At 66.9% G+C, this 25,400-nt stretch carries 25 protein-coding genes; 4 read left to right on the top strand and 21 right to left on the bottom strand.

Translation table 11 applies throughout. The features are described 5' to 3' along the window. Positions 1-20 precede the first annotated feature (20 nt). Positions 21-1,160: a GuaB3 family IMP dehydrogenase-related protein gene (locus ACZ46K_RS14365; RefSeq protein ID WP_054810048.1), complete on the bottom strand. Its 1,140-nt coding sequence runs from the start codon at positions 1,158-1,160 to the stop codon at positions 21-23. A 71-nt stretch (positions 1,161-1,231) separates the two neighbouring features. Then, positions 1,232-2,755, bottom strand: a complete 1,524-nt coding sequence (guaB, locus tag ACZ46K_RS14360; protein WP_464748876.1) for an IMP dehydrogenase — start codon at positions 2,753-2,755, stop codon at positions 1,232-1,234. Between the two features lie 242 nt (positions 2,756-2,997). On the opposite strand from guaB, the gene ACZ46K_RS14355 reads away from it, so the two are divergent. Next, positions 2,998-3,408, top strand: a complete 411-nt coding sequence (locus tag ACZ46K_RS14355) for a DUF5319 domain-containing protein (protein ID WP_054806103.1) — start codon at positions 2,998-3,000, stop codon at positions 3,406-3,408. Positions 3,409-3,481: 73 nt separating this feature from the next. On the opposite strand, the gene ACZ46K_RS14350 is transcribed toward ACZ46K_RS14355, so the two are convergent. The 3 genes from ACZ46K_RS14350 to ACZ46K_RS14340 all read right to left on the bottom strand — a co-directional run bounded on the left by ACZ46K_RS14350 (position 3,482) and on the right by ACZ46K_RS14340 (position 6,098). After that, positions 3,482-4,513 carry an anti-sigma-D factor RsdA gene (locus tag ACZ46K_RS14350; RefSeq protein WP_464748874.1) on the bottom strand — a complete coding sequence of 344 codons (1,032 nt, stop codon included), beginning with the start codon at positions 4,511-4,513 and terminating at the stop codon, positions 3,482-3,484. Then, on the bottom strand, positions 4,506-5,084 hold the full coding sequence (locus ACZ46K_RS14345; protein WP_054806102.1) for an RNA polymerase sigma factor ShbA: 579 nt from the start codon (positions 5,082-5,084) through the stop codon (positions 4,506-4,508). The genes ACZ46K_RS14350 and ACZ46K_RS14345 overlap by 8 nt, the downstream gene beginning before the upstream one ends. A 123-nt stretch (positions 5,085-5,207) precedes the next feature. Next, positions 5,208-6,098 carry a hypothetical protein gene (locus ACZ46K_RS14340; RefSeq protein WP_464748872.1) on the bottom strand — a complete coding sequence of 297 codons (891 nt, stop codon included), beginning with the start codon at positions 6,096-6,098 and terminating at the stop codon, positions 5,208-5,210. Positions 6,099-6,624: 526 nt separating this feature from the next. Between ACZ46K_RS14340 and ACZ46K_RS14335 the strand changes: the two genes are divergently transcribed. After that, complete coding sequence (locus ACZ46K_RS14335; protein WP_054807538.1) at positions 6,625-6,918, top strand: WhiB family transcriptional regulator; 294 nt, start codon at positions 6,625-6,627, stop codon at positions 6,916-6,918. A gap of 162 nt (positions 6,919-7,080) precedes the next feature. On the opposite strand, the gene groL is transcribed toward ACZ46K_RS14335, so the two are convergent. Continuing rightward, entirely contained in the window at positions 7,081-8,697 is a 1,617-nt protein-coding gene (groL, locus tag ACZ46K_RS14330; protein ID WP_464748870.1) for a chaperonin GroEL, read from the bottom strand. A gap of 87 nt (positions 8,698-8,784) precedes the next feature. Next, a complete protein-coding gene (gene groES, locus ACZ46K_RS14325; RefSeq protein ID WP_054807539.1) occupies positions 8,785-9,087 on the bottom strand; it encodes a co-chaperone GroES in 303 nt (100 codons plus the stop codon). Between the two features lie 314 nt (positions 9,088-9,401). On the opposite strand from groES, the gene ACZ46K_RS14320 reads away from it, so the two are divergent. Further along, the gene (locus ACZ46K_RS14320; RefSeq protein WP_464748868.1) at positions 9,402-11,084 is read left to right on the top strand and encodes an Hsp70 family protein; all 1,683 of its coding nucleotides are present in this window, start codon (positions 9,402-9,404) and stop codon (positions 11,082-11,084) included. Between the two features lie 25 nt (positions 11,085-11,109). On the opposite strand, the gene tsaD is transcribed toward ACZ46K_RS14320, so the two are convergent. Genes tsaD through glmS form a run of 8 tightly spaced genes read right to left on the bottom strand, consistent with a single transcriptional unit; the run spans position 11,110 to position 19,478 of the window. Next, positions 11,110-12,156 carry a tRNA (adenosine(37)-N6)-threonylcarbamoyltransferase complex transferase subunit TsaD gene (gene tsaD / locus ACZ46K_RS14315; protein WP_054807798.1) on the bottom strand — a complete coding sequence of 349 codons (1,047 nt, stop codon included), beginning with the start codon at positions 12,154-12,156 and terminating at the stop codon, positions 11,110-11,112. Next, positions 12,153-12,632 carry a ribosomal protein S18-alanine N-acetyltransferase gene (gene rimI / locus ACZ46K_RS14310; protein WP_464748866.1) on the bottom strand — a complete coding sequence of 160 codons (480 nt, stop codon included), beginning with the start codon at positions 12,630-12,632 and terminating at the stop codon, positions 12,153-12,155. The genes tsaD and rimI overlap by 4 nt, the downstream gene beginning before the upstream one ends. Continuing rightward, on the bottom strand, positions 12,629-13,303 hold the full coding sequence (tsaB, locus tag ACZ46K_RS14305; protein WP_464748865.1) for a tRNA (adenosine(37)-N6)-threonylcarbamoyltransferase complex dimerization subunit type 1 TsaB: 675 nt from the start codon (positions 13,301-13,303) through the stop codon (positions 12,629-12,631). The genes rimI and tsaB overlap by 4 nt, the downstream gene beginning before the upstream one ends. Positions 13,304-13,352: 49 nt before the next feature. Further along, a complete protein-coding gene (gene tsaE / locus ACZ46K_RS14300) occupies positions 13,353-13,817 on the bottom strand; it encodes a tRNA (adenosine(37)-N6)-threonylcarbamoyltransferase complex ATPase subunit type 1 TsaE (protein WP_464748863.1) in 465 nt (154 codons plus the stop codon). Beyond that, complete coding sequence (locus ACZ46K_RS14295; RefSeq protein WP_054810715.1) at positions 13,810-14,868, bottom strand: alpha/beta fold hydrolase; 1,059 nt, start codon at positions 14,866-14,868, stop codon at positions 13,810-13,812. The genes tsaE and ACZ46K_RS14295 overlap by 8 nt, the downstream gene beginning before the upstream one ends. Next, a complete protein-coding gene (alr, locus tag ACZ46K_RS14290) occupies positions 14,865-16,046 on the bottom strand; it encodes an alanine racemase (protein ID WP_464748861.1) in 1,182 nt (393 codons plus the stop codon). Before alr ends, ACZ46K_RS14295 begins: the two co-directional genes overlap by 4 nt. A 58-nt stretch (positions 16,047-16,104) precedes the next feature. Then, complete coding sequence (locus ACZ46K_RS14285) at positions 16,105-17,562, bottom strand: NAD(P)H-hydrate epimerase (RefSeq protein WP_464748859.1); 1,458 nt, start codon at positions 17,560-17,562, stop codon at positions 16,105-16,107. Positions 17,563-17,612: 50 nt separating this feature from the next. After that, positions 17,613-19,478 carry a glutamine--fructose-6-phosphate transaminase (isomerizing) gene (glmS, locus tag ACZ46K_RS14280; protein WP_054807850.1) on the bottom strand — a complete coding sequence of 622 codons (1,866 nt, stop codon included), beginning with the start codon at positions 19,476-19,478 and terminating at the stop codon, positions 17,613-17,615. A 139-nt stretch (positions 19,479-19,617) separates the two neighbouring features. On the opposite strand from glmS, the gene ACZ46K_RS14275 reads away from it, so the two are divergent. Next, complete coding sequence (locus tag ACZ46K_RS14275) at positions 19,618-20,466, top strand: dienelactone hydrolase family protein (protein WP_464748856.1); 849 nt, start codon at positions 19,618-19,620, stop codon at positions 20,464-20,466. 12 nt (positions 20,467-20,478) lie between these two features. Here ACZ46K_RS14275 and ACZ46K_RS14270 read toward each other — a convergent pair whose 3' ends face one another. The 6 genes from ACZ46K_RS14270 to ACZ46K_RS14245 all read right to left on the bottom strand — a co-directional run bounded on the left by ACZ46K_RS14270 (position 20,479) and on the right by ACZ46K_RS14245 (position 25,338). Continuing rightward, entirely contained in the window at positions 20,479-21,849 is a 1,371-nt protein-coding gene (locus tag ACZ46K_RS14270; protein WP_464748854.1) for a hypothetical protein, read from the bottom strand. After that, positions 21,846-22,190, bottom strand: coding sequence for a hypothetical protein (locus tag ACZ46K_RS14265; protein ID WP_464748852.1), 345 nt, complete (start codon positions 22,188-22,190; stop codon positions 21,846-21,848). The genes ACZ46K_RS14270 and ACZ46K_RS14265 overlap by 4 nt, the downstream gene beginning before the upstream one ends. A gap of 111 nt (positions 22,191-22,301) precedes the next feature. Further along, positions 22,302-23,639 carry a phosphoglucosamine mutase gene (glmM, locus tag ACZ46K_RS14260; RefSeq protein ID WP_464748850.1) on the bottom strand — a complete coding sequence of 446 codons (1,338 nt, stop codon included), beginning with the start codon at positions 23,637-23,639 and terminating at the stop codon, positions 22,302-22,304. Between the two features lie 162 nt (positions 23,640-23,801). Then, positions 23,802-24,335: a 30S ribosomal protein S9 gene (rpsI, locus tag ACZ46K_RS14255; RefSeq protein ID WP_464748848.1), complete on the bottom strand. Its 534-nt coding sequence runs from the start codon at positions 24,333-24,335 to the stop codon at positions 23,802-23,804. Next, complete coding sequence (rplM, locus tag ACZ46K_RS14250; protein WP_054806972.1) at positions 24,332-24,775, bottom strand: 50S ribosomal protein L13; 444 nt, start codon at positions 24,773-24,775, stop codon at positions 24,332-24,334. The genes rpsI and rplM overlap by 4 nt, the downstream gene beginning before the upstream one ends. A gap of 263 nt (positions 24,776-25,038) precedes the next feature. Next, positions 25,039-25,338, bottom strand: coding sequence for a WXG100 family type VII secretion target (locus ACZ46K_RS14245; protein ID WP_054806973.1), 300 nt, complete (start codon positions 25,336-25,338; stop codon positions 25,039-25,041). Positions 25,339-25,400: the final 62 nt, after the last annotated feature.

The raw sequence follows: 25,400 nt of genomic DNA, 5'->3' as shown, positions 1-25,400 counted from the left end.
CAACGTCACGGCGGATCGGGTCAGGCTCGCACCGACAACCCGACCTTCTGGAATTCCTTGAGATCCGAGTAACCCGACTTCGCCATCGCCCGTCGCAGGCCACCGACGAAGTTGAGCGAACCGTACGGGTCGTCGGACGGCCCGGTCAGCACACGCTCGAGGCTCGGTCGCTCGTCGAACGCGACCTGGAGTGCTGCGCCACGCGGAAGCGACGGATGCGCGGCTGCGGACGGCCAGTACCATCCACGCCCCGGCGCCTCTGCGGCGATGGCGAGCGGTGCACCCAGCACCGCAGCATCAGCACCGCATGCGATCGCCTTCGCGAGGTCACCGGAGGTCTCGATGTCGCCGTCGGCTATGACGTGGACGTACCGACCCCCGGTCTCGTCCAGATAGTCGCGGCGAGCCGCAGCAGCATCCGCGATCGCGGTCGCCATGGGAACACCGATCCCGAGTGATGCGCTCGTGGTGGTGGCTCCGTGCGTCGATCCGAAACCGACGATGACGCCCGCGGCACCCGTACGCATCAGGTGCAGAGCCGTGCGGTGATCGCTCACACCACCTGCCACGACCGGAACATCGAGTTCCGAGATGAACGTCTTCAGGTTGAGTGGTTCACTCTCATTGTGTGCCACATGCTCCGCGGAGATGATCGTGCCGTGCACAACTAGAAGGTCGACGCCGGCCTTGACCAGCTCCGGTGTCAACGTCCGGGCGTTCTGCGGACTCACGCGCACAGCGGTGGTGACACCCGAGTCGCGTACCTGCGCGACGGCCGCGGCCAGCAGATCGGCCTGCAGCGGCGCTGCGTGCAGCTCCTGCAGGTACGCGATGGCCGCGCTCGGATCGGGATCGCTCTCGGCGATGTCGACGAGACGGGAGATCACTGCGTCGACATCGGCGTGACGTCCCCACAGTCCCTCACCGTTGATCACACCGAGGCCACCGGCGTTCCCGAGTTCCACGGCGAAGGCCGGTGACACCAGCGCGTCGGTCGGGTGCGCGAGCACAGGGATGTCGAATCGGTAGGCGTCGATCTGCCACGCGGTCGACACTTCCTTCGACGACCGGGTACGACGCGATGGCACGATGTCCACATCGTCCAGCTCGTACGTGCGGCGGGCCGTCCGGCCCATGCCGATTTCAACGAGGTCGCGCACGCGCGCCCCTTTCTCGTGAGAATGCGGTTGTCCCGTCGACCGAGACGGGACCTACTGCGAACGCACCGAACCTACCGAGCGGCGTAGTTCGGCGCCTCGGCAGTGATCGTGATGTCGTGCGGATGGCTCTCCTTGAGTCCCGCAGCGGTGATCTGCACGAACTGAGCGCGCTGCAGTTCCTCGATGGTCGATGCTCCGGTGTAGCCCATCGCGGCACGCAGACCACCGATGAGTTGGTGAGTAACCTGCTGCAGCGGCCCACGGAAGGGTACCCGTCCTTCGATGCCTTCCGGGACGAGTTTGTCCTCCGACAGGACGTCGTCCTGGAAGTAGCGGTCCTTGGAATACGACTTGGCCTCGCCTCGGGTCTGCATGGCTCCGAGCGAACCCATTCCGCGGTAGCTCTTGAACTGCTTACCGTTGACGAGGATCAATTCACCCGGCGATTCTGCGGTACCAGCGAGAAGTGAGCCCAGCATCGCGGTGGACGCACCGGCAGCAAGAGCTTTCGCGACGTCGCCCGAGAACTGCAGCCCACCATCGGCGATCACCGGCACACCGAGGGCCGTCGCGGCCGCGGTGGCTTCGAGGATCGCCGTGATCTGCGGCGCCCCCACGCCTGCGATGACGCGGGTCGTGCAGATCGAGCCCGGTCCGACACCGATCTTGACAGCATCGACACCGGCTTCGATGAGCGCAGTGGCTCCGGCGCGGGTGGCGACGTTTCCGCCGATGATCTGCACGCGGTCACCGACCTCGGCCTTGAGCTTCGAGATCATGGCCAGCACCCCGGCGGAGTGTCCATGGGCGCTGTCGACGACGATCACGTCGGCTTGGGCGTCGGCGAGCGTCATCGCGCGGGTCCAGGCCTCGTCGCCGACACCGACGGCAGCACCGACGAGGAGCCGCCCGTCGCGGTCCTTCGTGGCGTTGGGATGTTGTTCGGTCTTGACGAAGTCCTTGACCGTGATCAGACCGGTGAGCTTGCCCTGCCCGTCGACGATCGGCAGCTTCTCGATCTTGTGGCGACGCAGAAGCCCGAGTGCGGCCTCCGCCGTCACGCCTTCACTCGCGGTGACGAGCGGTGCCTTGGTCATCACCTCGGCAACCGGTCGGTTCTGATCCACCTCGAACCGCATGTCACGGTTGGTGATGATGCCGACGAGCTGGCCTGCATCATCGGTCACGGGCAGACCCGAGATCCGGAAACGCGCGCACTTCGCGTCGACGTCGGCGAGGGTGTCGGTGGGCTTGCAGGTCACCGGATCGGTGACCATGCCCGCCTCCGAGCGCTTGACCGTCTCGATCTGCGCTGCCTGCGTCTCGGCAGGCATGTTGCGATGCAGGACGCCCATGCCACCGGCGCGCGCCATGGCGATGGCCATACGCGATTCGGTGACCGTGTCCATGGCGGAACTGACCAGCGGGATCCTCAGTCTGATCTCCCGGGTCAGCTGACTCGAGGTGTCGACCTGGCTGGGAACGATGTCCGAGGCCGCGGGCAGCAGCAGCACATCGTCGAAGGTCAGACCGAGCATTGCGACCTTGTTCGGGTCGTCGCCGCCGGTGTGCACATGCCCTCCGGTACTACTCATGCGGTTCGGACCCTCCGTGGTGATCGATGGGTGCGGACGGACGGACCGTCCGGCAGTGGGATTGTGTGAACGACAGCGCCGAAGGTGGCGTAGCCGTCGACGACCATGGTATCTGTTTGCAACCGCGCGACTTGCCGCAACCCTGGTCGGCGTGCTCGAGATCTCGCTGATACGCCCCGTTCATCGGCGTGTCCACCCTCGACGGCTGGCGCGGACCCCCTCGAACTGCGTACCGTGGTGGCGTGCGTGATCAGTTGCCCCCCGGTCTGCCACCGGATCCGTTTGCAGGAGATCCCGACGATCCGTCCGCCGCATTGGACGCGATCGAGCCGGGTCAGCCCTTGGACCCTGCCGAACGACTCGCGGTCGAAGAGGATCTTGCCGACCTCGCGGTGTACGAGGCGTTGCTGGCTCCGCGCGGAGTCCGTGGCCTCGTCGTGTGCTGTGAGGATTGCCATCAGGAGCACTACCACGACTGGGACATGCTCCGCGCGAACCTGCTCCAGCTGCTCGTCGACGGCACGGTCCGCCCCCACGAGCCCGCTTTCGATCCGTCCCCCGACGCGTACGTCACCTGGGACTACTGTCGCGGCTACGCCGACGCGTCGATGAACGAGGCCATGCCGGTCGATCCCTACGGACTCGATTCCTGACGACCCGACCCGACGACGCAGCGACGAAAGGCCCGGCAGCTCACACTGCCGGGCCTTTCTCGTTGGTCCGACGTCAGGCGCCGCCGGACGTCGTCTCGTCGATGTCCAGGTCGGCCGATGAGGGCTGTGCGGTGCTCGAGCCCTGCGTGTCGGACCCGGACGACGTACTCGGTTCCGGCGTGGACACCGTGGTCGTCGGAGCGGGTTGGGTCGTCCCGGTCGAATCCGGGGTGGATGTATCGGTGGCCGGCGGCACGGACGGAGAGGTTGTCTCCACCGGCGACGTAGGCGCATTCAGGATCGTCGGATCCACGGTCGACTCCGGCTTCGCCGTGGGTTCGACAGGTGCCGACGTCTGCGGTCCACCCGGGGTGCTCTGCTGCACCGGTGGGACAACCCCGGCTTCGGGACCGGGAGGCAGTGGCATTCCCGGGAGGGCGGGCGGTACCGGCAGCGTCGGCACGATGCGGTTCATCTCTTCGGTGAGCCGCTGCATCCAATCGCCGAGCTCGTTGCGTTGACCCGTATCCTTCACGCCCGACGAACGGGCCTCCGCCGATCGAAGTAGTTCGTTCGCGGCCTCGGTATCGCCTTCTGCAATCAGTTCCTCGGCCCTCTGCAGGCTCGAACTGGTGTCGAGCCTCGCCATGGTCGACTCGGCCTGTTCGCTGAACACGACTTCCTTGACGCCCCAGAGCGCGTCTCCCGGTTCCGCGCTGTACGAGACCGTGGCGGCACCACCGATGGCGGCTGCGATGAGCGCAGCGGCCCCGGCGAGAGGGCGAATGAGTCGAAGCTGTCCCTTGGAGCGTGAAGGCGGTTGCGCCGCCAGGGCCTCGCGCGCGCCGAGTTCACGGTTGACCGCTGCGACGACCTCATCGAAATCGGGGCCGGCAGGTAGGGGATCTGCCAGGATCTCCGCCCGCCACCCTGCGAGCATCGTGGCGAGTTCGTACTCCTCGGTCGACTGGGTCTCCACTGGACCATCGCCCGAGATCGCATCGATGAGGGCGTCATCGCGCCGCACTGCCGCGATGTCCACGGGGGTGCCGTCGTCGGGAAAATCGTCGGATATGCCGTGCCCCGCGCCGCGCCTCCTACCCATTCCTCTCACCTGCTCTCGTCACTTCCTTCTTGAGTTTCGCGATGGCCCGGTGCTGGGCCACACGGATCGCACCTGCAGTACTCCCGAGCGCCGACGCCGTCTCTTCGGCCGACATCCCCATGACCAGACGCATGATCAGGATCTCCCGCTGCTTCTCGGGCAGCGTGCCGAGCAGATCCTTCATCTGCCGGCTCGCTTCCGAGTTCAACGCGTGTTCCTCGGGACTGTCGTCGAGCGACATCACTTCGGGTACATCGGCTACCGGATCCGCACGGTTACGTGCAGAGTTGCGGTGCGCATCGGCGACCTTGTGTGCGGCAATGCCGTACACGAACGCCATGAAAGGACGCCCCTGATCCTGGTAACGGGGCAACGCCGTCATCACCGCCAGGCACACCTCCTGCGCCACATCGTCTGCCGAAAGCTGTCCACGCTCGGCAGATCCGACCCGCGCCCGGCAATACCGGACGACGAGAGGCCGAATACTTGCTAGTACTCGAGCGAGAGCAGTCCGATCGCCCTGCGCAGCCGCAGCAACGGCGGAGCCCAACTCCTCACCCATAACAGTCATCGAATGCGCAAGTCCTGGCGTTACAAGTGGCACGGTCCCCCAACCGGGCGTGCTTCCACCTGGCAGTGGAACTCCTCCAGAGTAACGACACCCCTTGCCTAACCATTGCGTGCGGGCACCGAACTAGGGCCGGATCGTTGCGAAGTTGCCACCACCACGCGCCACAGCCGTGGCGCATTCGCTCCGCACACGTTCGGCGTCGGTACCCGCACCCAGCCCGACGAGCAACATCGACGCCGCCCACCGCAGCGGAATCAACCCGTGGACAGCAGCCCGATCACACACTTCGGCCGCAAGTTCGAGAGCCGGGGTCGGGTCTGCAGAATCGGTGAGTGCGGCGGCCCGGAGAAGGTCGGACTTCACCCGGTGGCGCACCGACCCGAATGTCTCGGAGTCCGCCGCACCACGCGCCGCGAACGCTCGCGCGGTCTCGAAGTCGCCGGAGGCCAGGGCGGTCTCCGCCGTGACCCAGGACAACCGGATCCGCTGACGCAACAATCTGTCGTCACCCGGCCGAGACCCGGCGAGAATCTCGGCACACCGATGGAGCAGCCGATGTGCCTGCGCAAGTCGCCCGCGGCCGAGCGCATCGGCTGCAAGGCCGGTCAGTGCGTCGCAGCGCGCCTCGGCGACTCGCGCCCTCAGGTCGGAACCGCGGGCACCGGCGGCACCGGCGTCGATTCCTGACACTGCCGCCAGGGCGCGACCGTCATGCACCGCGGCAGCGCGGTGCCACCCGAGTTGACGCAGGAACGATGCTTCGGTGCTCTCGGCGAGCGACGCCCATACCCCCCGTGAGGCCGACCGCCTCACCAGTGCCAGTTCTGCGCGGGCAGCACTGTATCGACCCTGACCGCCGAGCGCGACCGCACGCAACCAGTGCTCTTCGGGTGCGGAAGCAGTCCATGGGGGCACGTGAGCAGGGACATCACCGAAAGCGGCTGCGCGCAACGACGATGTGGCGCCCGGTGGCACCGTATCGATTTCGGATTCCGAGTTGCTGAGGATCGACATAGGGAGAATCATTGCACCGGCACTGCAAAGTTTCCCATTCCTCAGATTCGACAATTTCGCACTGGGAGCGCAACAATTCTCAAACAATGGATTCGGACCTTTCTCCGGTCCTGATACCGACATCCAGTTGAACAAAACATGAATTGCATACATATTGCATGTATGTTCACCGAAGGTAAATCGCGAGCCCACACACCGAATACCACGGCCCATCCAAGGCTGCACTTCAAGCATAAACCCAGGTCAAGCACCTTAAACATCCACATCGTGGCGCCATTGCGGCCATTCGGACCCGTCGGCACGCTCACACTGCAATCATGATCACCGACCAAAGTAAATATTGCCGACGTTAATTCTTTCCAGTTTCGTTATGGACTTTGCCACTGATCGAAGCCATTGACGAATAATCGATACCGCTTTTACGGTTAGGGGGCCGGACATAATTTGGATCCGGCTCGGAAGGACGCCCTTCCCGAACGATGGTCCGCTCGCCTGGCCCAGGCGAGCACGCTGCAAAGGAGTGCACATGCCCGCACCTCACACCCTGCCCGGTCCGAACGCTGACCTCTGGGACTGGCAGATGCATGGCACCTGCCGAGGCGCGGACTCCTCCGTATTCTTCCACCCGGACGGCGAGCGTGGACGCGCCCGCAGCCAACGCGAGAACCGCGCCAAGGAACTCTGCCAGAGCTGCCCCGTCCTCATTCAGTGCCGCGAGCACGCTCTCCGCGTCGCGGAGCCGTACGGAATCTGGGGTGGGATGTCCGAGAGCGAACGTGAGCTGTACACACGTCATCATCGCCGCAAGGTTGCGGTGTGACCGTCGGCCGGGCCGAGGTTCCCCCGCGCCCGCTGCGGGGGTGACGGCCCCGCCGATACAGCGATGGACTGCACTGGGATACGACGAAGCCCCGCACGGAGAAATCCGTGCGGGGCTTCGCGCATCGTGACCCCTCGGAGCCGGCCGAGGGACCCGCGATACCTAGTGAGCGTGTCCGTGCCCGTGGCCGTCGTCCTCGACCGGCTCGGGCTTCTCCACGATTGCGCTCTCGGTGGTCAGAATCATCCGTGCCACGGAAGCAGCGTTGACGACCGCGGAGCGGGTCACCTTCACCGGGTCGACGACACCGTCGGCGATCAGGTCACCGTAGGTGAGGGTGGCCGCGTTGAATCCGTGCCCCTTGGGCGCCTCGGACACCTTGTTCACCACGACAGCACCATCGAGGCCGGCGTTCGAAGCGATCCAGTACAGCGGTGCGGTGAGGGCGGTCCGCAGCACTGCGACACCGGTTGCCTCGTCGCCGGACAACGAGTCCTCGAGCTCGGCAAGCGCCAGCGATGCCTGCACCAGTGCAGAACCACCGCCGGGGACGATGCCTTCCTCGACGGCAGCCTTCGCGGCATTGACCGCATCTTCGACGCGGAACTTGCGTTCCTTCAGATCGGTCTCGGTGGCAGCACCGACCTGAATGACGGCGATTCCACCCGCGAGCTTGGCGAGCCGCTCCTCGAGCTTCTCCCGATCCCAATCGGAATCGGTGTTCTCGATTTCGCGACGGAGCTGAGCTGCGCGGTTCTCGATATCCTCGGCCGAGCCTGCACCGTCGACGATCGTGGTGTTGTCCTTCGTCACCACGACACGCCGAGCCGAGCCGAGCAGATCGAGTCCGGCCTCCTTCAAGGACAGACCGATGTCGGAGTTGATCACGGTACCGGCGGTCACGACCGCGAGGTCGTCGAGGAACGCCTTGCGACGGTCACCGAAGAACGGAGCCTTCACCGCGACGGCCTTGAGAGTCTTGCGGATCGAGTTGATCACCAGGGTCGAGAGCGGCTCACCCTCGATGTCCTCGGCGATGAGCAGGACCGGCTTACCCGATTCTGCGATCTTCTCGAGCAACGGCAGGAAGTCGGGCAGCGAGCTGATCTTCTCGCGGTACAGCAGCACGAGGGCATCCTCGAGGACTGCTTCCTGAGTGTCGACGTCGGTGATGAAGTACGGCGACAGGAAACCCTTGTCGAACTGAACTCCCTCGGTGACGACGAGGTCGGTGCTCAGGGTCGAGGATTCCTCGATCGTCACCACACCGTTCTCGCCGACGACGGTGAGGGCCTCGCCCACCATCTCGCCGATCTCCGCATCACGCGAGGACACAGTGGCAACCTGGGCGATCGCCGTCTTTCCCTCGACGGGAGTCGCGGCAGCGAGAAGCGCCTCGGAAACCTTCTCGGCTCCCTTGGAAATCCCCACGCCGAGTGCGATGGGGTTGGCACCCGCCGCCACGTTCTTCAGACCGGCCTTGACGATCGCCTGCGCGAGGACCGTCGCGGTGGTCGTGCCGTCGCCTGCAACGTCGTTGGTCTTGGTGGCGACGCTCTTCACGAGCTGAGCGCCGAGGTTCTCGAACGGATCCTCCAGCTCGATCTCACGGGCGATGCTGACACCGTCGTTGGTCACTGTGGGGCCGCCGAACGCCTTGGCGAGCACCACATGCCGCCCACGGGGGCCGAGGGTGACCTTGACGGCGTCGGCGAGCTGATCGACACCACGCTCGAGAGCACGGCGCGCGGTTTCGTTGAACTCGATTTGCTTGGACATGTTCTCCGACTACTCCTGGGTTCGGATGATCCCCAACGGACTCCGCCCCGGGTCCGTTACGGAACTCCGGGGCGGAACTGTTGCGGCCTACTTTGCGACGACAGCCAGAACGTCGCGGGCCGAAAGGATCAGGTACTCCTCGCCGGCGTACTTGATCTCGGTTCCGCCGTACTTGCTGTAGATGACGACGTCGCCTTCCTTGACATCCAGCGGGATGCGCTTGTCGCCATCCTCGACCCAGCGGCCGGGGCCGACGGCGACGACGGTGCCCTCCTGGGGCTTTTCCTTCGCCGTATCAGGAATAACCAGGCCGGAGGCAGTCGTCGTCTCAGCCTCATTGGCCTGGACGAGGATCTTGTCCTCGAGCGGCTTGATGTTCACGCTCGCCACGATGAGCCCTCCACTTTCAGGGGTACTTGGGTCCGAGGCTCTCGTCGTCCTCGAACTCGGGTTTGTTCAGTCACCAGAGTGACTCCTCGCGCAGTCCCGTCGTCGCGGGTGCCGGGCCGGCGCTCGGTGTCACTAGCACTCTATACATGCGAGTGCCAGCGCTCAAGGGTTGCGGGTGCTGACACGCGCAAAGCGAACAGAGCGCCTCACATGTTACGGTTCAATAACGGAAACCGAGAGCGTGACCATTCGGTGACCACGACGGCGAGCGACCCTTGCCTCAGCGGTCATCAGTCACGCACGAGAGGTGAACAATGCCAACGTCGCTAGGGATCTCCGTCGGCGCCTCCGGCGTCGGCGCTGCCCTGCTCGTCGACACTGCCACCGGGCTCACGTCCGAGTACCGCAGGCTGGCGGTCGATTCCGGCCGGCACCGTGATGTCGGCGATCTCGTCTTCGATGCAATCTCATTGATGACCACACAGGTCGTGGATCAACCGGTCCCCGACGCCGTCACCGTCGCCTACCGCACCGAAGAGCAGGCAGACGCCATCCGCACCGCCGCGGAGCGCCGCGGAAAACTCGTGCGACTCGTTCCCGAGACCACCGCTCTTCTCGCATACCTCCGCACCGTCGGAGTGCGCAGCGAGCCCGGCTCGGTCGCCATCGCCGACATGGGCGCGTCCGGCACCACCGTCTCGGTCCTCGATCAGGGATCCGGCACCGTACTGCGATCTGCACGTACAGAGGACGTCAGCGGCAATGCGGTCGGCACCGTGATCTACGACCACGTCCACCGCGCCACCAACCGCATGCGAACGCGTATGCCGGTTGATCCCGCACTACTGAAGGCACGCTGCCAGGGCGCCCAGGAAGTGCTCACCACTTCCGAGCGAACCCGGATCGACATTGCCGAAGCGGGGCCCGATGCATCGGTGACCTTGACACGCGCCGATCTCGCGGCGCTCGCCGCCGATCTCTCCGCGACCGCTGCCACGTTCACCCACCAGGTCACGACCCAGGCGTTGCCGCGTCCGCGCACCCTCGCCCTCGTCGGCGGTACCGCGGCGGTTCCGGCCTTGGTCACCGCCGTCACCTCCAGTTTCGACGGTCACGTCATCACTGTCCCTGAACCGGCGTCCGCAGCCGCCCAGGGCGCCGCGCACCTGTCGGGATCCGCGCAGTTCGGCGGCTACGACGTCGTCGGCTCCGCGAACGCGTCCACGGGGTCGGCCGGAGCGCGCATGTCGGGTGCCGTGGCGGCGGCACTCGTGCTTGCCGCGGTTGTCGCGGGATTCGCCACCGACAAGTTCACCGACCGGTCCGCCAGTACACCGGTGTCTCCTGCCGGAACCAACGGCGTCGTCGTCACGGAAGACCCGGCCCAGCCGGTGAACCCGAGCGAGACCGACATCCCGTCGTCCGATCCCGACCCGTCGCTGTCTCCGACGGAGACCACTGACGGCGACCTCGACGGAACGCCACTTCCGGCTCCGCCACCGTCGACCGTTCAGCCGACGGACATCCCGGTATCGAACGGCGGCCCCACGGCCACCCCGACCCCGATCGATCAGGTGCAGACGCTCGAGGCGTCGCCGGACGAAACCACCGACAGATGGCACTCGACGACGTCTCCGACGCCGACCCCCACGGACCCGACCGATCCCACAGTCACGACGGACCCCACAAGTCCGACCGACCCCACGGAACCGACAGATCCGACCGACCCCACAACCCCGACCGACCCCACGACTCCGACGGACCCCACAGACACAACCGAGCCCACGGAACCCACGACTCCGACCGATCCCACAGACACAACCGAGCCGGAACCGGGCATCACACCAGAGCCGTCCACCCCAGCGCTGACGACCTCGCCGGGACTGAACTCGCCCGGACTGAACTCGCCGACACCGACCATCGAGGAACGATCGGCAACCGAGAGCAGCACCGGTGAGGATCCGGCAACCTCGGACACCTCGACGACGACCGGCTAGGAGTAGTCGCCCTGTCGGCCGAGACTCAGGCCGACACCTGCGCCACCGATACCGACAGCCCCGGATCCGTCCCCACGGACAGAGACGACGGGGTCGCTCCACCCGCGATGAGATGCGCGCCCAGAGCTGCGATCATCACGCCGTTGTCTGTGCACAGCCGTGGTCGGGGTACACGCAGGGTCATGCCGGCCTCCGCGCAGCGTTCCTCGGCGAGCTCACGCAGCCGTGTGTTCGCTGTCGCGCCCCCGCCGAGCACCAGCGTGTCGACACCGACGTCACGGGCCGCCCGCACAGCCTTCATCGTGAGCACGTCGGCCACGGCCTCTTGGAATCCCGCAGCAACATCGGCGACCGGCACCGGTTCACCGGCGCGCTCCTTCGCTTCGACGAACCGCGCCACGGCCGTCTTGAGCCCGGAGAACGAGAAGTCGTTGCGGGCATCTCGCGGCCCTGTCATACCGCGCGGGAACACCACAGCGGTCCGGTCTCCTTCTCTCGCGAGTCGATCGACTTCCGGGCCTCCGGGATAACCGAGTCCGAGCAGTCGCGCGACCTTGTCGAAGGCTTCGCCCGCCGCATCGTCGACGGTGGTGCCGAGTTCGACGATCGGCTTGCTCAAGTCTTCGATATGCAGCAGATGGGTGTGCCCGCCCGAGACCAGGAGCGCGACGCACGGCGGCATCGGTCCGTGCTCGAGCGTGTCGACGGCGACATGGCCGGCAAGATGGTTGATCGCGTAGAAGGGGACGTTCCACGCTGCTGCATACGCCTTGGCTGCGGCAACTCCGACGAGAAGTGCACCCGCCAATCCGGGGCCGATCGTGACACATACCGCGTCGGGCTTGGCGATACCGGCCGAGGCGAGCGCCCGCTGCATCGTGGGTACCATCGCCTCGAGGTGCGCTCGGGATGCGATCTCGGGAACCACGCCACCGAAGCGGGCGTGCTCGTCGACGCTCGAGGCCACCTCGTCGGCGAGAAGTTCGAGGGTGCCGTCACCGGCGAAACGGACGATACCGACGCCGGTCTCGTCGCACGAACTCTCGACCCCCATCACGATCGGTCCGGTCATGGTCGTGGCTCCTCTCGCCGATCCGGGCGGCGCATCGTGTATGCATCGGCCCCACTCGGCTGGTAGTAACGTTTCCTCGTCCCCACGACCTCGAAACCCTCGCGTCGATACAACGCGATTGCCGCGTCGTTGTCGGTGCGGACCTCGAGGAAAACCGGGCCACCCCACCGATCCGCGACACGCAGCAATTCGGTCAGCAGAGCCTTGCCGATCCCGCGTCGCCGCGAGCCGGGGTCGACGCCGATCGTATGTACCTCGGACTCCGGGTCGACCCCGGTGCCGAGCCGTGCCAGCCCGGCGTAGCCGAGGAGAGAGCCCGATTCGTCGCGTGCAGCGACATAGTGATTGTGGGGCGAGGCGAGTTCTGAACGGAACGCGTCGGCGCTCCACGGGTCGTCTCCGGGAAACAGCAGGGTCTCGAGTTCTGCGCACCTGCCCACGTCGTCGCCGCGGAGCGCGTCGATGAGCACGCTCATGTGCGACGACGATCCGCGGTGGCAACGGCATCGGGGCGGCGCAGGTACAGCGGCACCAGCGGCTCAGGATCCGTCGCCGCGCGCAGATCGACCGAAGCCGCAGCAACCAGACCTGCGGGCGACGGTGAATACACGGGCACCGAGGGAAGTTCGAACAGGTCGACATGCTGGGCCGATCCCGCGACCCGGCGCGACGGTACGGACGGCACCTCGGCGGGCTTGCGGACATCGGGGCCCTCGACACGACTCCGGGATCCGTCGTACCGAGCGAAGTACACCTCCCGACGCCGCGCGTCGGTGACCACGAGCAGATCGCCGCCGCCGGCTGCTTGATCGTGCACGTCCTGCGCGATCGCATCGAGGCTGCAGACACCGTGGACCGGAATCCCGAGGGCATCGCCGAATGCCGCGGCGGTCACCATCCCGACCCGCAACCCGGTGAACGGCCCCGGCCCGACACCCACGACGATCGCGTCGAGGTCGGCCGGTAGGTATCCGGCCTCCTCGAGGCACTCGAGGATCTGCGGGGTGAGGATCTCCGCGTGAGCACGAGGATTGTCGGTCAGTCGCACGGCGAGCGTGGAGATGTGGGCTGCGTCTCCCTCATCGCCGAGTCGGACGAGACCCGAGGTCACCACGGGTGTTGAGGTATCGACGGCGAGCACAAGCACGATTCACCAGGATACCCGGTCCGCTGTCCTGCCAGGACCTCAGCGCCGGTCAGTCGACCCAGGCCCACTCCGCCCGGCGCACATCGGACTCGGGATCACGACGCAATCGCACCCGCAGGTGCCGGTCGGTGAGCTTCTCGACGAGCCCTCCGCCCCACTCGACCACGACGACGGCCGCACCGAGATCGGTGTCGAGGTCCAGTGCATCGAGTTCGTCGAGGGCGTTCGGGCCGTCGCCCAGTCGGTATGCATCGACATGGATCAGCCCCACCGGTGGTGCACCGTCACGCGGCCCCGGCCGGTGTTCGCGGGCGATGACGAACGTCGGCGACGTCACACGGCCCTGAACCCCGAGGCCGTCTGCGAGCCCCCTGGTCAACGCGGTCTTGCCGGCCCCGAGTGGACCATCGAGGACTACGAGGTCGCCGGCCCGGAGGTCTCGGGCGAGTCGGCGCCCGAACGCCTCGGTGTCCTCGACGGTCGGCAATTCGATGTGGCGTGCGGAATCAGACAATTGCGGCTCGCCTCGTCGAGATGTCATGTGCGAAGCCCCGCTGGATCAGCCGGTCGATCCCACGGTTGACGACCTCCGGGAACTCGAACTGCACGAGATGCCCACCGCCGCGAACCCGCTTGAGTTCGGATCCGGGGAGCGCCTCGGCGAGTTTCTCGGAGCTCGCGAACGGAATCACCATGTCGGCGTCGCCGCAGAGCACGAGTGACGGCACCGAACCCAGCACGGACAGCGCAGCGGATTCGTCGTGCAGTTCGAGGGTGCGTAGGAAGTTCACGATCGTCACTACCGAGGTCTCGTCGAGCATCCGATCCGACAACGCGACGAGGCGCGGACTGACCACCGTCCCGTACGACGCCGCGCGCAGTATCGGCGTGACGACCGCACGCGCCATACCGCGTGCCGCCTGCACGAATCCGGGCGCGGTTCGCGCCGCATATCGAAAGGCATCGATGACGGGGTTCTCGAGATTCCGGCCGAGCCCGGTCCGGCTGAGACCCGCCGCGGTGGTCGCAAGCAACCCCGCCCCCACGATCCGGGACTCGAACAGATCGGGGCGCTGCGACGCCAGCGCGATCGTCGTCATGCCGCCCATCGAATGTCCGATCACCACGACCGGCCCGCCGGGGATCGTCTCGTCGATGACCCGGCCGAGGTCTCGTCCGAGTTGAGCGATGGTGCACGACTTGGGGTCGGGCATGCCGGACTCGCCGTGGCCGCGCTGGTCGTAGAACACCATCCGGACGTCCTCGCCCCACCGCTCGAGCACGTGCCGATACTGCAAATGCCACGACTGCATGCGCAGGCAGTAGCCGTGCACGAAAACGACGGTCAGCGGAGCACGTGACGATCCGGATTCGCGCACGACGAGAGGGACACCGTCATCTGTCATGACGATCCCCTTCGGTAGACGGAGAACGGCGTCGAAATCCTCGTCCCGATACAGCTCGTGTGCAGGCATCCCGGCGCTCCGCACGGCGTACAGCCCTGCGGATGATGCAAGCGTCACCAGGCTCGCGCCCAGCAGACCCATTCGACCCATCAGCGTCATCGCAACTCGCCTCCTTCGCCACCTATATAGGTGCGGACGGTTCGGCCACCGATCCCGGTCACGATCTCGTAGTTGATCGTGTCCAGGAGTTCGGCCCAGTCCTGGGCTCCGGATTCTCCGAGACGTCCGTCACCGAAGAACAACGCTTCGTCGCCCTCCTGTACTCCCCCACCGTCCGGGCCGAGGTCGACGACGATCTGGTCCATGCACACGCGGCCCAGCTGGGGACGTCGACGCCCGCCGAGGAGAACGTCGATCCGGCCACTGAGATTGCGGCGGATCCCGTCTGCATACCCCATCGGCAGAAGGGCGACGGTCGTGTCGGCAGGGGCGATCCAGCGGTGCCCGTACGACACGCCCGAACCTGCAGAAACCCTCTTCACCAGCGCCACTCTCGATCGCAGTGTCATCACCGGCCGGAACCCGAAATCGCCTTGCTCGGGGATCGGCGTCAGCCCGTATATCGCAATTCCGGGCCGAACCATGTCGAATCGCAGGTCGGGGCGGGTAACGGTGGCCGCAGAGTTCGCCAGATGAACAACCTCGGGGGGCAACGACACCCGCCGGAGATCATCGGCGGCCTGGTGGAGCCTGTCTCGTTGTGAATCGATCTCGGGGTGACCGAGTTCATCGCCGTGGGCAAGGTGTGAGAACAGTCCTCGCAGCCGCACCGCTCCGGCCGCCTGCGCGCGGGCGACGTCCCGCACGAATTCGGGCCACTCGTCGTGTGCTACGCCGTTGCGGTTGAGTCCGGTGTCGACCTTCGCGGTGATGACCGCCGTTTCACCGATGCTCTCGGCCGCCGCGACAATGGCCGCGAGGTGCCGCGGCGACGACACACCGAGTTCGATTCCCGCCGCGATCGCGGGTGCGTAATCGGCGTCGACGGTGTGCAGCCACGACAGCACGGGCGCGTCGATTCCGGCAGCGCGCAGCTCGAGCCCCTCGGTGAGAGTGGTGACGCCCAGTTCGCGTGCGCCGGCCGCGAGCGCGGCGCGCGCGACGGGCACGGCACCGTGGTTGTAGGCGTCGGCCTTGACAACCGCCATGACCGCGGCGTCGCCGGCGTACTCCCGAAGGCGCCTGACGTTGTGAGCGACCGCGTCCAGATCGATGATCGCTTCCGCTTGGGGAATCGATCGGCGGCCGGTGGACGGGGTGCGTTGTAGGGCGGTCACATGGATTGATCCTGCCACCGCGGCGATCGGTGCTGTCAGGGAGCCCGGGTGTGTCCGATCACGATTCGGATGCGTGGGTCCGCAGAATGCGCACCGCGGCACGGAGATATCCGGCGATGATGCTCGCCGATACCGGTGCGGTCCCGGCACTCTCGCCGTCCTCGCCGCGTGCTGCGAGATTCGCCGCAAGTGCGTGGGCGCGTGCACCGACCGCCGCAGCAAGGCCGATCGGCATGCCCGACGACATCAACGCCCCCACGATCCCGGCCAGTAGGTCACCGGCGCCCGCAGTCGACGCCCACGATCCACCCGCGTCGTTGGCGAACGTGTGTCCGTCGGGGCGGGCGATCAGCGTTACGCGGCCTTTGAGCAGCACATGCACCTGCCAGTCCGCGGCGAGGGCCCGTACGGCAGCGACCCGGTCGGGCTGCGGATCGGTGCCGGTGAGCCGCGCGAACTCTCCGGCGTGCGGGGTCAGCAGTGTCGGCGCAGAGCGACCCCGCACGAGTGACGGGTTGCGCGCGAGGATCGTCAGGCCGTCGGCGTCGACGAGTACCGGCAGACCGGTCGCCAGAACATCGCGCAGCGTCGTCTCGGCCTGCGCGCCGGTGCCACCGCCCGGTCCGACCACCCATGCTTGTGCCCGACCTGCAGCGTCGAATGTCGGGGCCGCGACGACCTCCGGATAGCGCGCGAGCACCTCCGATGCCGCACTCCCGACGTAGCGCACCATGCCGGAAGTCGCGGTCACTGCGGCACCCGTGCACAGCACCCCGGCTCCCGGATATCGCGCGCTGCCTGCCACGATGCCGACCACGCCCTGGCTGTACTTGTCGTCGTCGGCACCGGGGACCGGCCAGATCGCGCCCAATTCGGCGGGCTCCGCCGACACCAGGTCGGCCGGCGGTAGATCGAGACCGATGTCGATCAGTTCGACGCGGCCGCACCGCGCAGGCGCGAGAATGTGCACGGGTTTCCGGGCGCCGAACGTGACTGTCAGATCCGCGGTCACTGCCGGACCGTCGATCGCGCCGGTGTCCGGGTCGACGCCGCTCGGGGTGTCGATTGCGACGATCGGTGCGGTGATCGCGTCGACGAGAGCGGCCGCAGCCGGGCGCAACGGACCGTGACCGGAGATTCCGACGATGCCGTCGAGGACGAGGTCGGGATCGCCGAGATGCTCTGGTATCGCCGATGCCGTGCGGCCCCCGACGGCGCGTAGTGCTGCGAGTCCCGCGGGATGCGCGCGATCCGGGGTGAGCAACAGTGCTGTCACGCCGACCCCGCGCCGACGGAGGTACACGCCGGCCCACAGCGCGTCGCCGCCGTTGTCGCCGGAACCTACGAGCAACGTCACCGTCCGGCCGGCAACGGCGCCGGTGCGTGCGTGGAGTTCCTCGGCCACCACCCGTGCGAGCCCATATGATGCTCGGCGCATCAGCGTGCCCTCGGGCAGGGCTGCCAGGAGCGGCGCCTCCGCGGCGCGTATCTGCTCACACGGGTAGTAGCTGCGCATCGGGGCTCCCGGTCGCTCGGCCTGTGCTTCTCGTGACTATCCGTGGTGCTCTATTCCACGGTGACGGACTTGGCGAGGTTACGGGGCTTGTCCACGTCGTACCCGCGCGATTGCGCGACCTCCGCAGCGAACACCTGCAACGGCACGGTCGACAACAACGGCTGGAGCAACGACGGCGACGCCGGGATCTCCACGAGATGATCCGCGAACGGACGCACCGTCTCGTCACCCTCCTCCGCGATCACCACCGTCACCGCGCCACGCGCCTGGATCTCCCGAATATTGCTGAGCAACTTGCTGTGCAGAACGGCACGCCCCTTGGGCGACGGCATGACGACGATCACGGGCAACCCGTCCTCGATCAACGCGATCGGCCCGTGCTTGAGCTCACCGGCCGCGAACCCCTCCGCGTGCATGTACGCCAACTCTTTGAGCTTGAGCGCACCCTCGAGCGCCACCGGATACCCCACATGCCGTCCCAGGAACAACACTGCCGGCGACGCCGCCAGCTCCCGCGCCAACTCCCGCACCGGCTCCATCCCGAGCAGCAACTGCTCGATCTTCGCGGGCATCGCCTCGAGATCCTGATACTCGCGCGCCACCTCATCGGGATACTTGGTGCCCCGCGCCTGCGCCAACGCCAACCCCACCAGCAGGTTCGCCGCCATCTGCGCCAAGAACGCCTTCGTCGACGCCACCCCGATCTCCGGACCGGTCCGCGTGTACAACACCGCATCGGCCTCACGCGGAATCTGCGCACCGTTGGTGTTGCACACCGCCAGCACCCGCGCCTTCTGATCCTTCGCGTGCCGCACCGCCTCGAGCGTGTCGGCGGTCTCCCCCGACTGCGAGATCGCCACCACCAGCGTCGACCGGTCCAGCACCGGATCCCGGTACCGGAACTCCGAAGCCAGCTCGACCTCGACGGGCAGCCGCGTCCAATGCTCGATCGCGTACTTCGCCACCAGACCCGAGTGATACGAGCTGCCACACGCGACGACGAACACCTTGTCGATGTCGCGCAATTCCTGATCCGACAGGCGCTGCTCGTCGAGCACGATCCGGCCGTCGACGAAATGCCCACGCAACGTGTCAGCGACCGCGGCGGGCTGCTCCTCGATCTCCTTGAGCATGAAGTAGTCGTGGCCGCCCTTCTCCGCGGCCGCAAGATCCCAGTCGATGGTGAACGGCTGCGTCGGCACGTCGGTGTTGCCGTCGAAGTCGGTGACCTCGTACGAGTCCTTCGTGATCACCACGACCTGATCCTGGCCCAGCTCGACGGCGTTGCGGGTGAACTCGATGAACGCCGCGACATCCGAGGCGATGAACATCTCCCCGTCTCCGACACCGACGACCAGCGGCGTCGAGCGTCGGGCCGCGATGATCGTCCCGGGATGATCGGCGTGCACGAACACCAGCGTGAACGCGCCTTCGAGGCGGCGCAGCACACTGCGGGCGCTCTCCACGAAATCACCGGCCGTGGGCCCCTCGGCGTACGCGCGCGCGACCAGGTGCACCGCGACCTCGGTGTCGGTGTCCGATTCCAGTTCGATACCGGCCGCTTCGAGTTCGGCGCGCAGCGGCGCGAAGTTCTCGATGATGCCGTTGTGGACCACCGCGAGCCGGCCGCCGGCATCGCGATGCGGATGCGCGTTGCGGTCGGTGGGGCGACCGTGCGTCGCCCATCGCGTGTGTCCCATCCCGGCCGTACCGTCGAACCGGTCCTCACCGATCTCGGCGAGTTCCGCTTCGAGGTTCGCGAGCCGACCGGCCTTACGTTCGACGGCGAGCCCACCGGCGCCGTCGAGAACGGCGATACCGGCCGAGTCGTAGCCTCGGTACTCCATCCGCCGAAGGGCCTCCACCACGACGTCGAGGGCACGGCGGTGCCCGACATACCCCACGATTCCGCACATGGTTAGCAGGGTACTTGGCAGGGTCGGCTCATCGACAACGCGCTGGTGACCAGGTGGCAAGCGCTACACAGGACCGCTGCGGGACGCGTATCCCGATCACCGCACCCGTCTTCCACGTCGATCGGCTAACGTTCTCGCCGTGGCGGCGAACCTGAAATCCTTGGCTCGGCAACTCTCGAAGCGCGGCCCGCACACGGTGTTGCGCGGCGACCTCGCGCTCGCCGGTCTCCCCGGCATCGTCTACACCCCTGCGGAGGGCTTCAACCTTCCCGCGGTGGCGTTCGGTCACGGCTGGCTGACCGGAGTGAGCAGGTATTCCGGGCTGCTCGAACACCTCGCGTCGTGGGGGATCGTGGCAGCAGCGCCCGGCACCGAACGCGGGCCTGTCCCCTCCTCCATCGGATTGGCCACCGATCTGCTGACCACCCTCGACATCTGTACCGGTGTCCGCCTGGGTACCGGTCGCATCAGCGTGCACCCGCACCGTCTGGCCCTCGTCGGACACGGTCTGGGTGCCGGTGCCGCGATCCTGGGTGCGGCGCAGCGCAGGGTGGGCGCTGTCGCGGCGCTCTACCCCGCCCCCACCACTCCCTCCGCAGCCGAGGCCGCTGCTCGCGTCGCGGCACCCGGGTTGGTGCTCGTCGGAGAGAAGAGTTTCGGATCGATGAACAGCGACGCGGTGTCGGTGGCCCAGAAGTGGGGTGGCGAGGATCTGCAACTACGCGTCGTCGACGGCGCCGACGACCAAGGGCTCGTCGAGGGCCGCCGTCTGCTCGGGGCACTCGGGTTCGGTGGGGCCGAGCGGAAGACGCAGGAGCGCACCCGGGCTCTGCTGACCGGATTCCTCCTGAATCGCCTCACCGACGACAAGACCTACGCGGCGTTCGCCGACCCCACCGCCGAGGTCCCCGGCTCCACTGTGATCACGGATCCCTCTCTTGTCGAGCAGGATCTCGGTAGCCGACTCAACAAGCTGCTCAGCAGCTAGGGGCTGGGAGGGTCACAGCGGGCCGGCCTCGGCCAGCACGACCCCGTCGCCATCGTCCGCGCGCGGCTCTGCTTCGGGGTCGGTGGTCGCGGCACCGGCGTTCGCTTCCGTACGACGGTGGGCCGCTCGGCCGCCGATCGGTACCTGAGCGAGCACGGGACCGGACGGCAGCCTCGCGCCGTCGGGCGAATAACCCTCCGAGGGCACTGTGCTGCCCGAGAGCACTGTCCCGGAGGAACGGTTCTCCGAGGAAGGGAGCTCCGGGGGTGTGGTGGGCACCGGCTGCGGAGCAGAGGCTCGCTCCGCCGAATCCGGCACGAATTCGGTCGGTGCTGCCGGGTCTGTCGGAGCCGGGTCGGTCGGTGCCGCCGGGACCGGTGAGGGCGCTGAATCTTCGACGTTGCACGCGACGATACCGAACGTGACGGCCTCGGTGAAGGCGGTCGCTCCCTCCACCGCTGTCGTCGCGAGATCGGCGACCGCGCCGGTCAGATCCACGACGGCCTCGACCAATTCTCGCCCGGCGTCCACCAGATGGGCCGCCTCTCGCAGGACGTCGCCCGGTCCGCCGGCCGTGTCGTCGTCGGTACCACGGGAGCCACCTCCCAGGTGCCTCGCCGACTCGGACGCCGGTGCCGGTGTTTCGAGCAGGTCGAACGCCCGGGCAACCGCGGCGAGGTGCTCGTCGACCGCGGCGTCGGCGATATCGCACACCTCGATGAACCGATCGATTCGTGCCTGAATCGTCGGTGCGAACACCTCGTGCAGCCATCGCGTACACCACGCCGCGACGCCGTCCGGACCTGCAATGTCCGGCCCGGTAGCGGGCATGCCGGCTTCAGCGCACCACAGCGCCACCTGCTCGGCGGTGGGGCCCTCCGTGTCGCCGCGCGCGCCCGCGATGATCGTGTCGATGTCCTCGGGGGTCCGGCCCTCGACCGACGTGTCCGCGAACGATCCGATCGCATACGACTTCTCGTTCACCGCACAGGTAATGCCTTCGACGGCGTCCCTACACGCGCGGGCCAGCGCGTACACCGCGTCGGACAGCATCGCACCGCGCTGCACGGCTCGTTCCAGATCGTCGCGGGCCAGGTCGCCGGCGTCGCCGCGCCACGCGGAGCGTAATGCGCGTACCCCGTCCGTCTGCTCCTCGACTCGGCTCTCCAGATCGGCCGAAAGCCGGGTCAGTGCGGTCGCGTCGTCCGCGAGTACCGACACGTCGAGCCCGTTCTGCTCGTCGTAGCGGCCGCGCAGACCGTCGACGGTGACGCGCCCGGCGATACCGACGCGGTGGGCGCGCGGAAGGTAGGCGGCGAAGAAGTCGAGACCGCGGGCACCGGCTTCGAGCAACTCGACCAGACCTACGCTCGGTGAACTCACCGAGCGAGGCCCGTCCGGATGTCGCGCAGTGCGCCGAGTGTGGCCCGTTCCTGGTCGTGGTATCCGTCCGCTGCTTCTGCTGCAGCGTCGGAACAGCGGTTGGTCGCCGCAGTCCACTCGTCCAGGGCACGACGTAGGCGCTGGTACCCGTCTTCGACGGCCACCCCACGCGATCGATATCTCTCCCCGGCACACCGAGGCCCGAATTCCAGTGCACCGAGGGCACGACGACATCCCCGGTCCGCGGCCACCGCGGAACCGGTCACCGTCGTAACGACAGCTCTGACCGCTGCGTCGTCGAAATACAGGCCGTCGAAATACAGTTCGGATCGTGGCTCCACGTCCACTCCTTCACGTGTCGGTCGACACCGTCACAGAGTTGGACGCAGCGCAGGACGATCCGGTTCCCTCACCGTCGAAGAGAATCGACCGGCCTTCGGTACGACGATCGTTCAGACGCCGGCGACAACCTTGGCCAGTCGATCGGCAACCGCCTGCGCGTGAGTGTCCTCTGAAGCCTCGACCATGACGCGTACGAGCTGTTCGGTGCCGGACGGGCGCAGCAGCACTCGCCCGGTGGCGCCGAGTTCCCGTTCGGCTTCCGCAACAGCATCCGCAACCGCCCGGTTCGCAGCGACCGCTGCTTTGTCGGATACGGGGACGTTGACGAGGACCTGCGGGAGCGATCGCATCACCGCGGCAAGGTCTGTCAGGGACGTACCGGTCGCTGCGATCCGTTCCATCAACCGCAGCCCGGTCAGGACGCCGTCGCCGGTCGTGCCGTGCGCGGGGAAGACGATGTGCCCGGATTGCTCGCCTCCGAGGGAGAATCCGCCGCGACGCAGTTCCTCGAGCACATACCGGTCGCCGACTCCGACGGTCACGACCTCGATACCGGACTCCCGCATCGCTATGTGCAGGCCCAGATTGCTCATCACTGTCGCGACCAGCGTGCCCTCGCGCAGCTCACCGCGGTCTCGCATGCTCAGTGCCAGCACCGCCATGATCGCGTCGCCGTCCACGACGGCTCCGGACGCATCGACCGCGAGGCAGCGGTCCGCGTCGCCGTCATGTCCGAGACCGAGGTCGGCGCCGTGCTCGACCACAGCTCTCTGCAGGGAATCGAGATGCGTCGACCCGCAGCCGTCGTTGATGTTGAGACCGTCCGGTTCTGCGCTGATCGCAATCACTCTGGCGCCGGCGGCTGCATAGGCTGCGGGACCGACGTGCGACGCCGCGCCGTGCGCGCAGTCGACAACGACCGTCACACCTTCGAGCGACACAGTCGTCGCACTCGCGAGGTGTGCCAGATAACGATCTGCAGCGTCGTCGGCGGGCCGAACCCTTCCGACACCGGCCCCGGTCGGCCGTGCCGGAGTCGTTCCGTCGCGCAATGCCGCCTCGATCCGATCCTCGGCGGCATCGTCGAGCTTGTGACCGCCCGTGGCAAAGATCTTGATTCCGTTGTCCGGCATGGGGTTGTGCGACGCCGAGATCATCACGCCGAGATCCGCAGCGTACTCACCGGTGAGATACGCGACCGCCGGAGTGGGCAGCACTCCGACCGATACGACGTCGACACCGGCTGCGGCCAGCCCCGCTGTGACTGCAGCTTCGAGCATCTCGCCGCTGGCACGCGGATCGCGACCCACCACCGCGACCGGACGACGACCGTCATGGCCGGGCGCGAGCACGGTCGCAGCCGCCCCTGCGAGTTGCATCGCCAATTCCACCGTCAGACCGCCGTTCGCCATCCCGCGAACCCCGTCCGTGCCGAACAACCGGGCCATACACACGTCCTTCACTTCGAGCCTTCGGAAGACAAACCGCCACGAGCGCTGTCGTCGGAATCAGAATGCACGAAAGCAGGCGACCGGTAGTAATTCTCTACCGGCGCCTGCTCTCGTGGCCGAACAGGTGCCGAGGCTGACAGGGTCAGCGTCGGCGACACATCAGCGCTTGGAGTACTGGGGTGCCTTACGGGCCTTCTTGAGACCGTACTTCTTACGCTCGGTCGCACGCGGGTCACGCGTGAGGAAGCCGGCGCGCTTGAGCGACGGGCGATCCTCGGGGGTGACCTCGATCAGCGCACGCGCGATAGCGAGACGCAGAGCGCCGGCCTGGCCGGACGGTCCGCCGCCGTGCAGGCGCGCGTGGATGTCGAACGACTCGCTGCGCTCGACGGTCACCAGCGGCGACTTCACGAGCTGCTGGTGCACCTTGTTCGGGAAGTAATCCTCGATGGTGCGACCGTTGAGCACGAACTTGCCGGTGCCCGGCACGAGGCGGACGCGAGCGACTGCCTCCTTACGGCGGCCGACGGTCTGGATCGGGCGATCGAACACGATCGGCTCGACGACTGCCTCGACGAACTCCTCGGCAACCTCCTCGGCCACGTATTCGTCCGCGGCAACCTCGACGTTGTCGACGTCGACGTTGTCAGCGAACTCTTCGGGATTCACGCTCTGCTCCTCCGGCGCCGTCACTGGGCCACCTGCTTGATCTCGAACGGCACCGGCTGCTGCGCGGCGTGGGGATGGTTCGGGCCCGCGTACACCTTCAGCTTCTTGGCGATGGCGCGGCCGAGCTTGTTCTTCGGGAGCATGCCGGTGACGGCCTTCTCCACGAGGCGGTCGGGGTTCTTCTCGAGAACCTCGCCCACGGAACGAGCGCGGAGACCACCCGGGTGACCGGAGTGGCTGTAGAGGAACTTGCCCTCGCGCTTGTTGCCGGAGATGGCAACCTTGTCGGCGTTGATGATGACGACGAAGTCACCACCGTCGGCGTGCGGGGCAAAGGTGGGCTTGTGCTTGCCACGGAGCAGGTTCGCCGCCTGCACCGCGAGGCGACCGAGCACCACGTCAGTGGCGTCGATGACATGCCACTGGTGGGTCAGGTCGCCGGCTTTCGGTGTGTACGTAGACACAGATCTTCCTCGTCTATCGTCTTGTTGCTGGCCCGCGCGCCGCGCATAGTCGTCCTCGGCGGCCAGTTGAGACCCGAGAGACGACGCTTGCCGCGCACGTGGCTACGACAGCGTGCGACACGCCGATCGCACACAATACCCGTCCCCCAGCTACCGGGTCAAAACACGTCCATCATGCCTGCCGGAAATCTCGATGTCCCGGTGGCCTCTCCACCACCGGGACATCGTGCGGTGTACCCCTGCCACTCACATGGCAGCGGACATCACCTGCCGGGGAAGGACCGCCCGATCGCATGGTTGACCATCTGCATGTTCTCGCCGCCCCTCCCGACGACAATGCCGACCTCGGCCAACACCTGGTTCAGCCCGTCTATCGCCTGATCCCAGCGCCGCTGGCAATCCAGATAAGCCCCCGCGGCCTCGCCTTGCCAGCTCTCCGCCAGAGGTTTCACCTCCGCCACGATGCCGTCGAGAATCGCGGTCATCTCATTGTTGACCCCGGAGATTCCGGTTCGAAGATTGGAGATACCTTCGAAGTTGTAGCCCAACTGACCATCGGACATTTATGTGCTCCTCGTCTTCATTCAGTGGCCGACCGTGGTCGGGTGTTCAGTGATCAGCGCGT

It is taken from the genome of Rhodococcus sp. JCM 9793 (assembly GCF_055380405.1).
Note: the sequence above shows the minus strand (reverse complement) of the source record. Positions and strands in the feature narration are given on the sequence as shown.

Excerpts from the sequence above, each read along its gene's own strand:
- ACZ46K_RS14285 (WP_464748859.1), bottom strand. The coding sequence starts at position 17,562 with ATGCGCAGCTACTACCCGTGTGAGCAGATACGCGCCGCGGAGGCGCCG.
- rimI (WP_464748866.1), bottom strand. The coding sequence starts at position 12,632 with ATGAGCGTGCTCATCGACGCGCTCCGCGGCGACGACGTGGGCAGGTGC.
- ACZ46K_RS14320 (WP_464748868.1), top strand. The coding sequence starts at position 9,402 with ATGCCAACGTCGCTAGGGATCTCCGTCGGCGCCTCCGGCGTCGGCGCT.
- glmS (WP_054807850.1), bottom strand. The coding sequence starts at position 19,478 with ATGTGCGGAATCGTGGGGTATGTCGGGCACCGCCGTGCCCTCGACGTC.
- ACZ46K_RS14245 (WP_054806973.1), bottom strand. The coding sequence starts at position 25,338 with ATGTCCGATGGTCAGTTGGGCTACAACTTCGAAGGTATCTCCAATCTT.
- ACZ46K_RS14335 (WP_054807538.1), top strand. The coding sequence starts at position 6,625 with ATGCCCGCACCTCACACCCTGCCCGGTCCGAACGCTGACCTCTGGGAC.
- ACZ46K_RS14350 (WP_464748874.1), bottom strand. The coding sequence starts at position 4,513 with ATGGGTAGGAGGCGCGGCGCGGGGCACGGCATATCCGACGATTTTCCC.
- guaB (WP_464748876.1), bottom strand. The coding sequence starts at position 2,755 with ATGAGTAGTACCGGAGGGCATGTGCACACCGGCGGCGACGACCCGAAC.
- ACZ46K_RS14345 (WP_054806102.1), bottom strand. The coding sequence starts at position 5,084 with ATGACTGTTATGGGTGAGGAGTTGGGCTCCGCCGTTGCTGCGGCTGCG.
- groL (WP_464748870.1), bottom strand. The coding sequence starts at position 8,697 with ATGTCCAAGCAAATCGAGTTCAACGAAACCGCGCGCCGTGCTCTCGAG.
- tsaD (WP_054807798.1), bottom strand. The coding sequence starts at position 12,156 with ATGACCGGACCGATCGTGATGGGGGTCGAGAGTTCGTGCGACGAGACC.
- ACZ46K_RS14295 (WP_054810715.1), bottom strand. The coding sequence starts at position 14,868 with ATGACGCTGATGGGTCGAATGGGTCTGCTGGGCGCGAGCCTGGTGACG.
- ACZ46K_RS14340 (WP_464748872.1), bottom strand. The coding sequence starts at position 6,098 with ATGTCGATCCTCAGCAACTCGGAATCCGAAATCGATACGGTGCCACCG.
- glmM (WP_464748850.1), bottom strand. The coding sequence starts at position 23,639 with ATGGCCCGGTTGTTCGGCACGGACGGGGTTCGCGGGATGGCGAACGGC.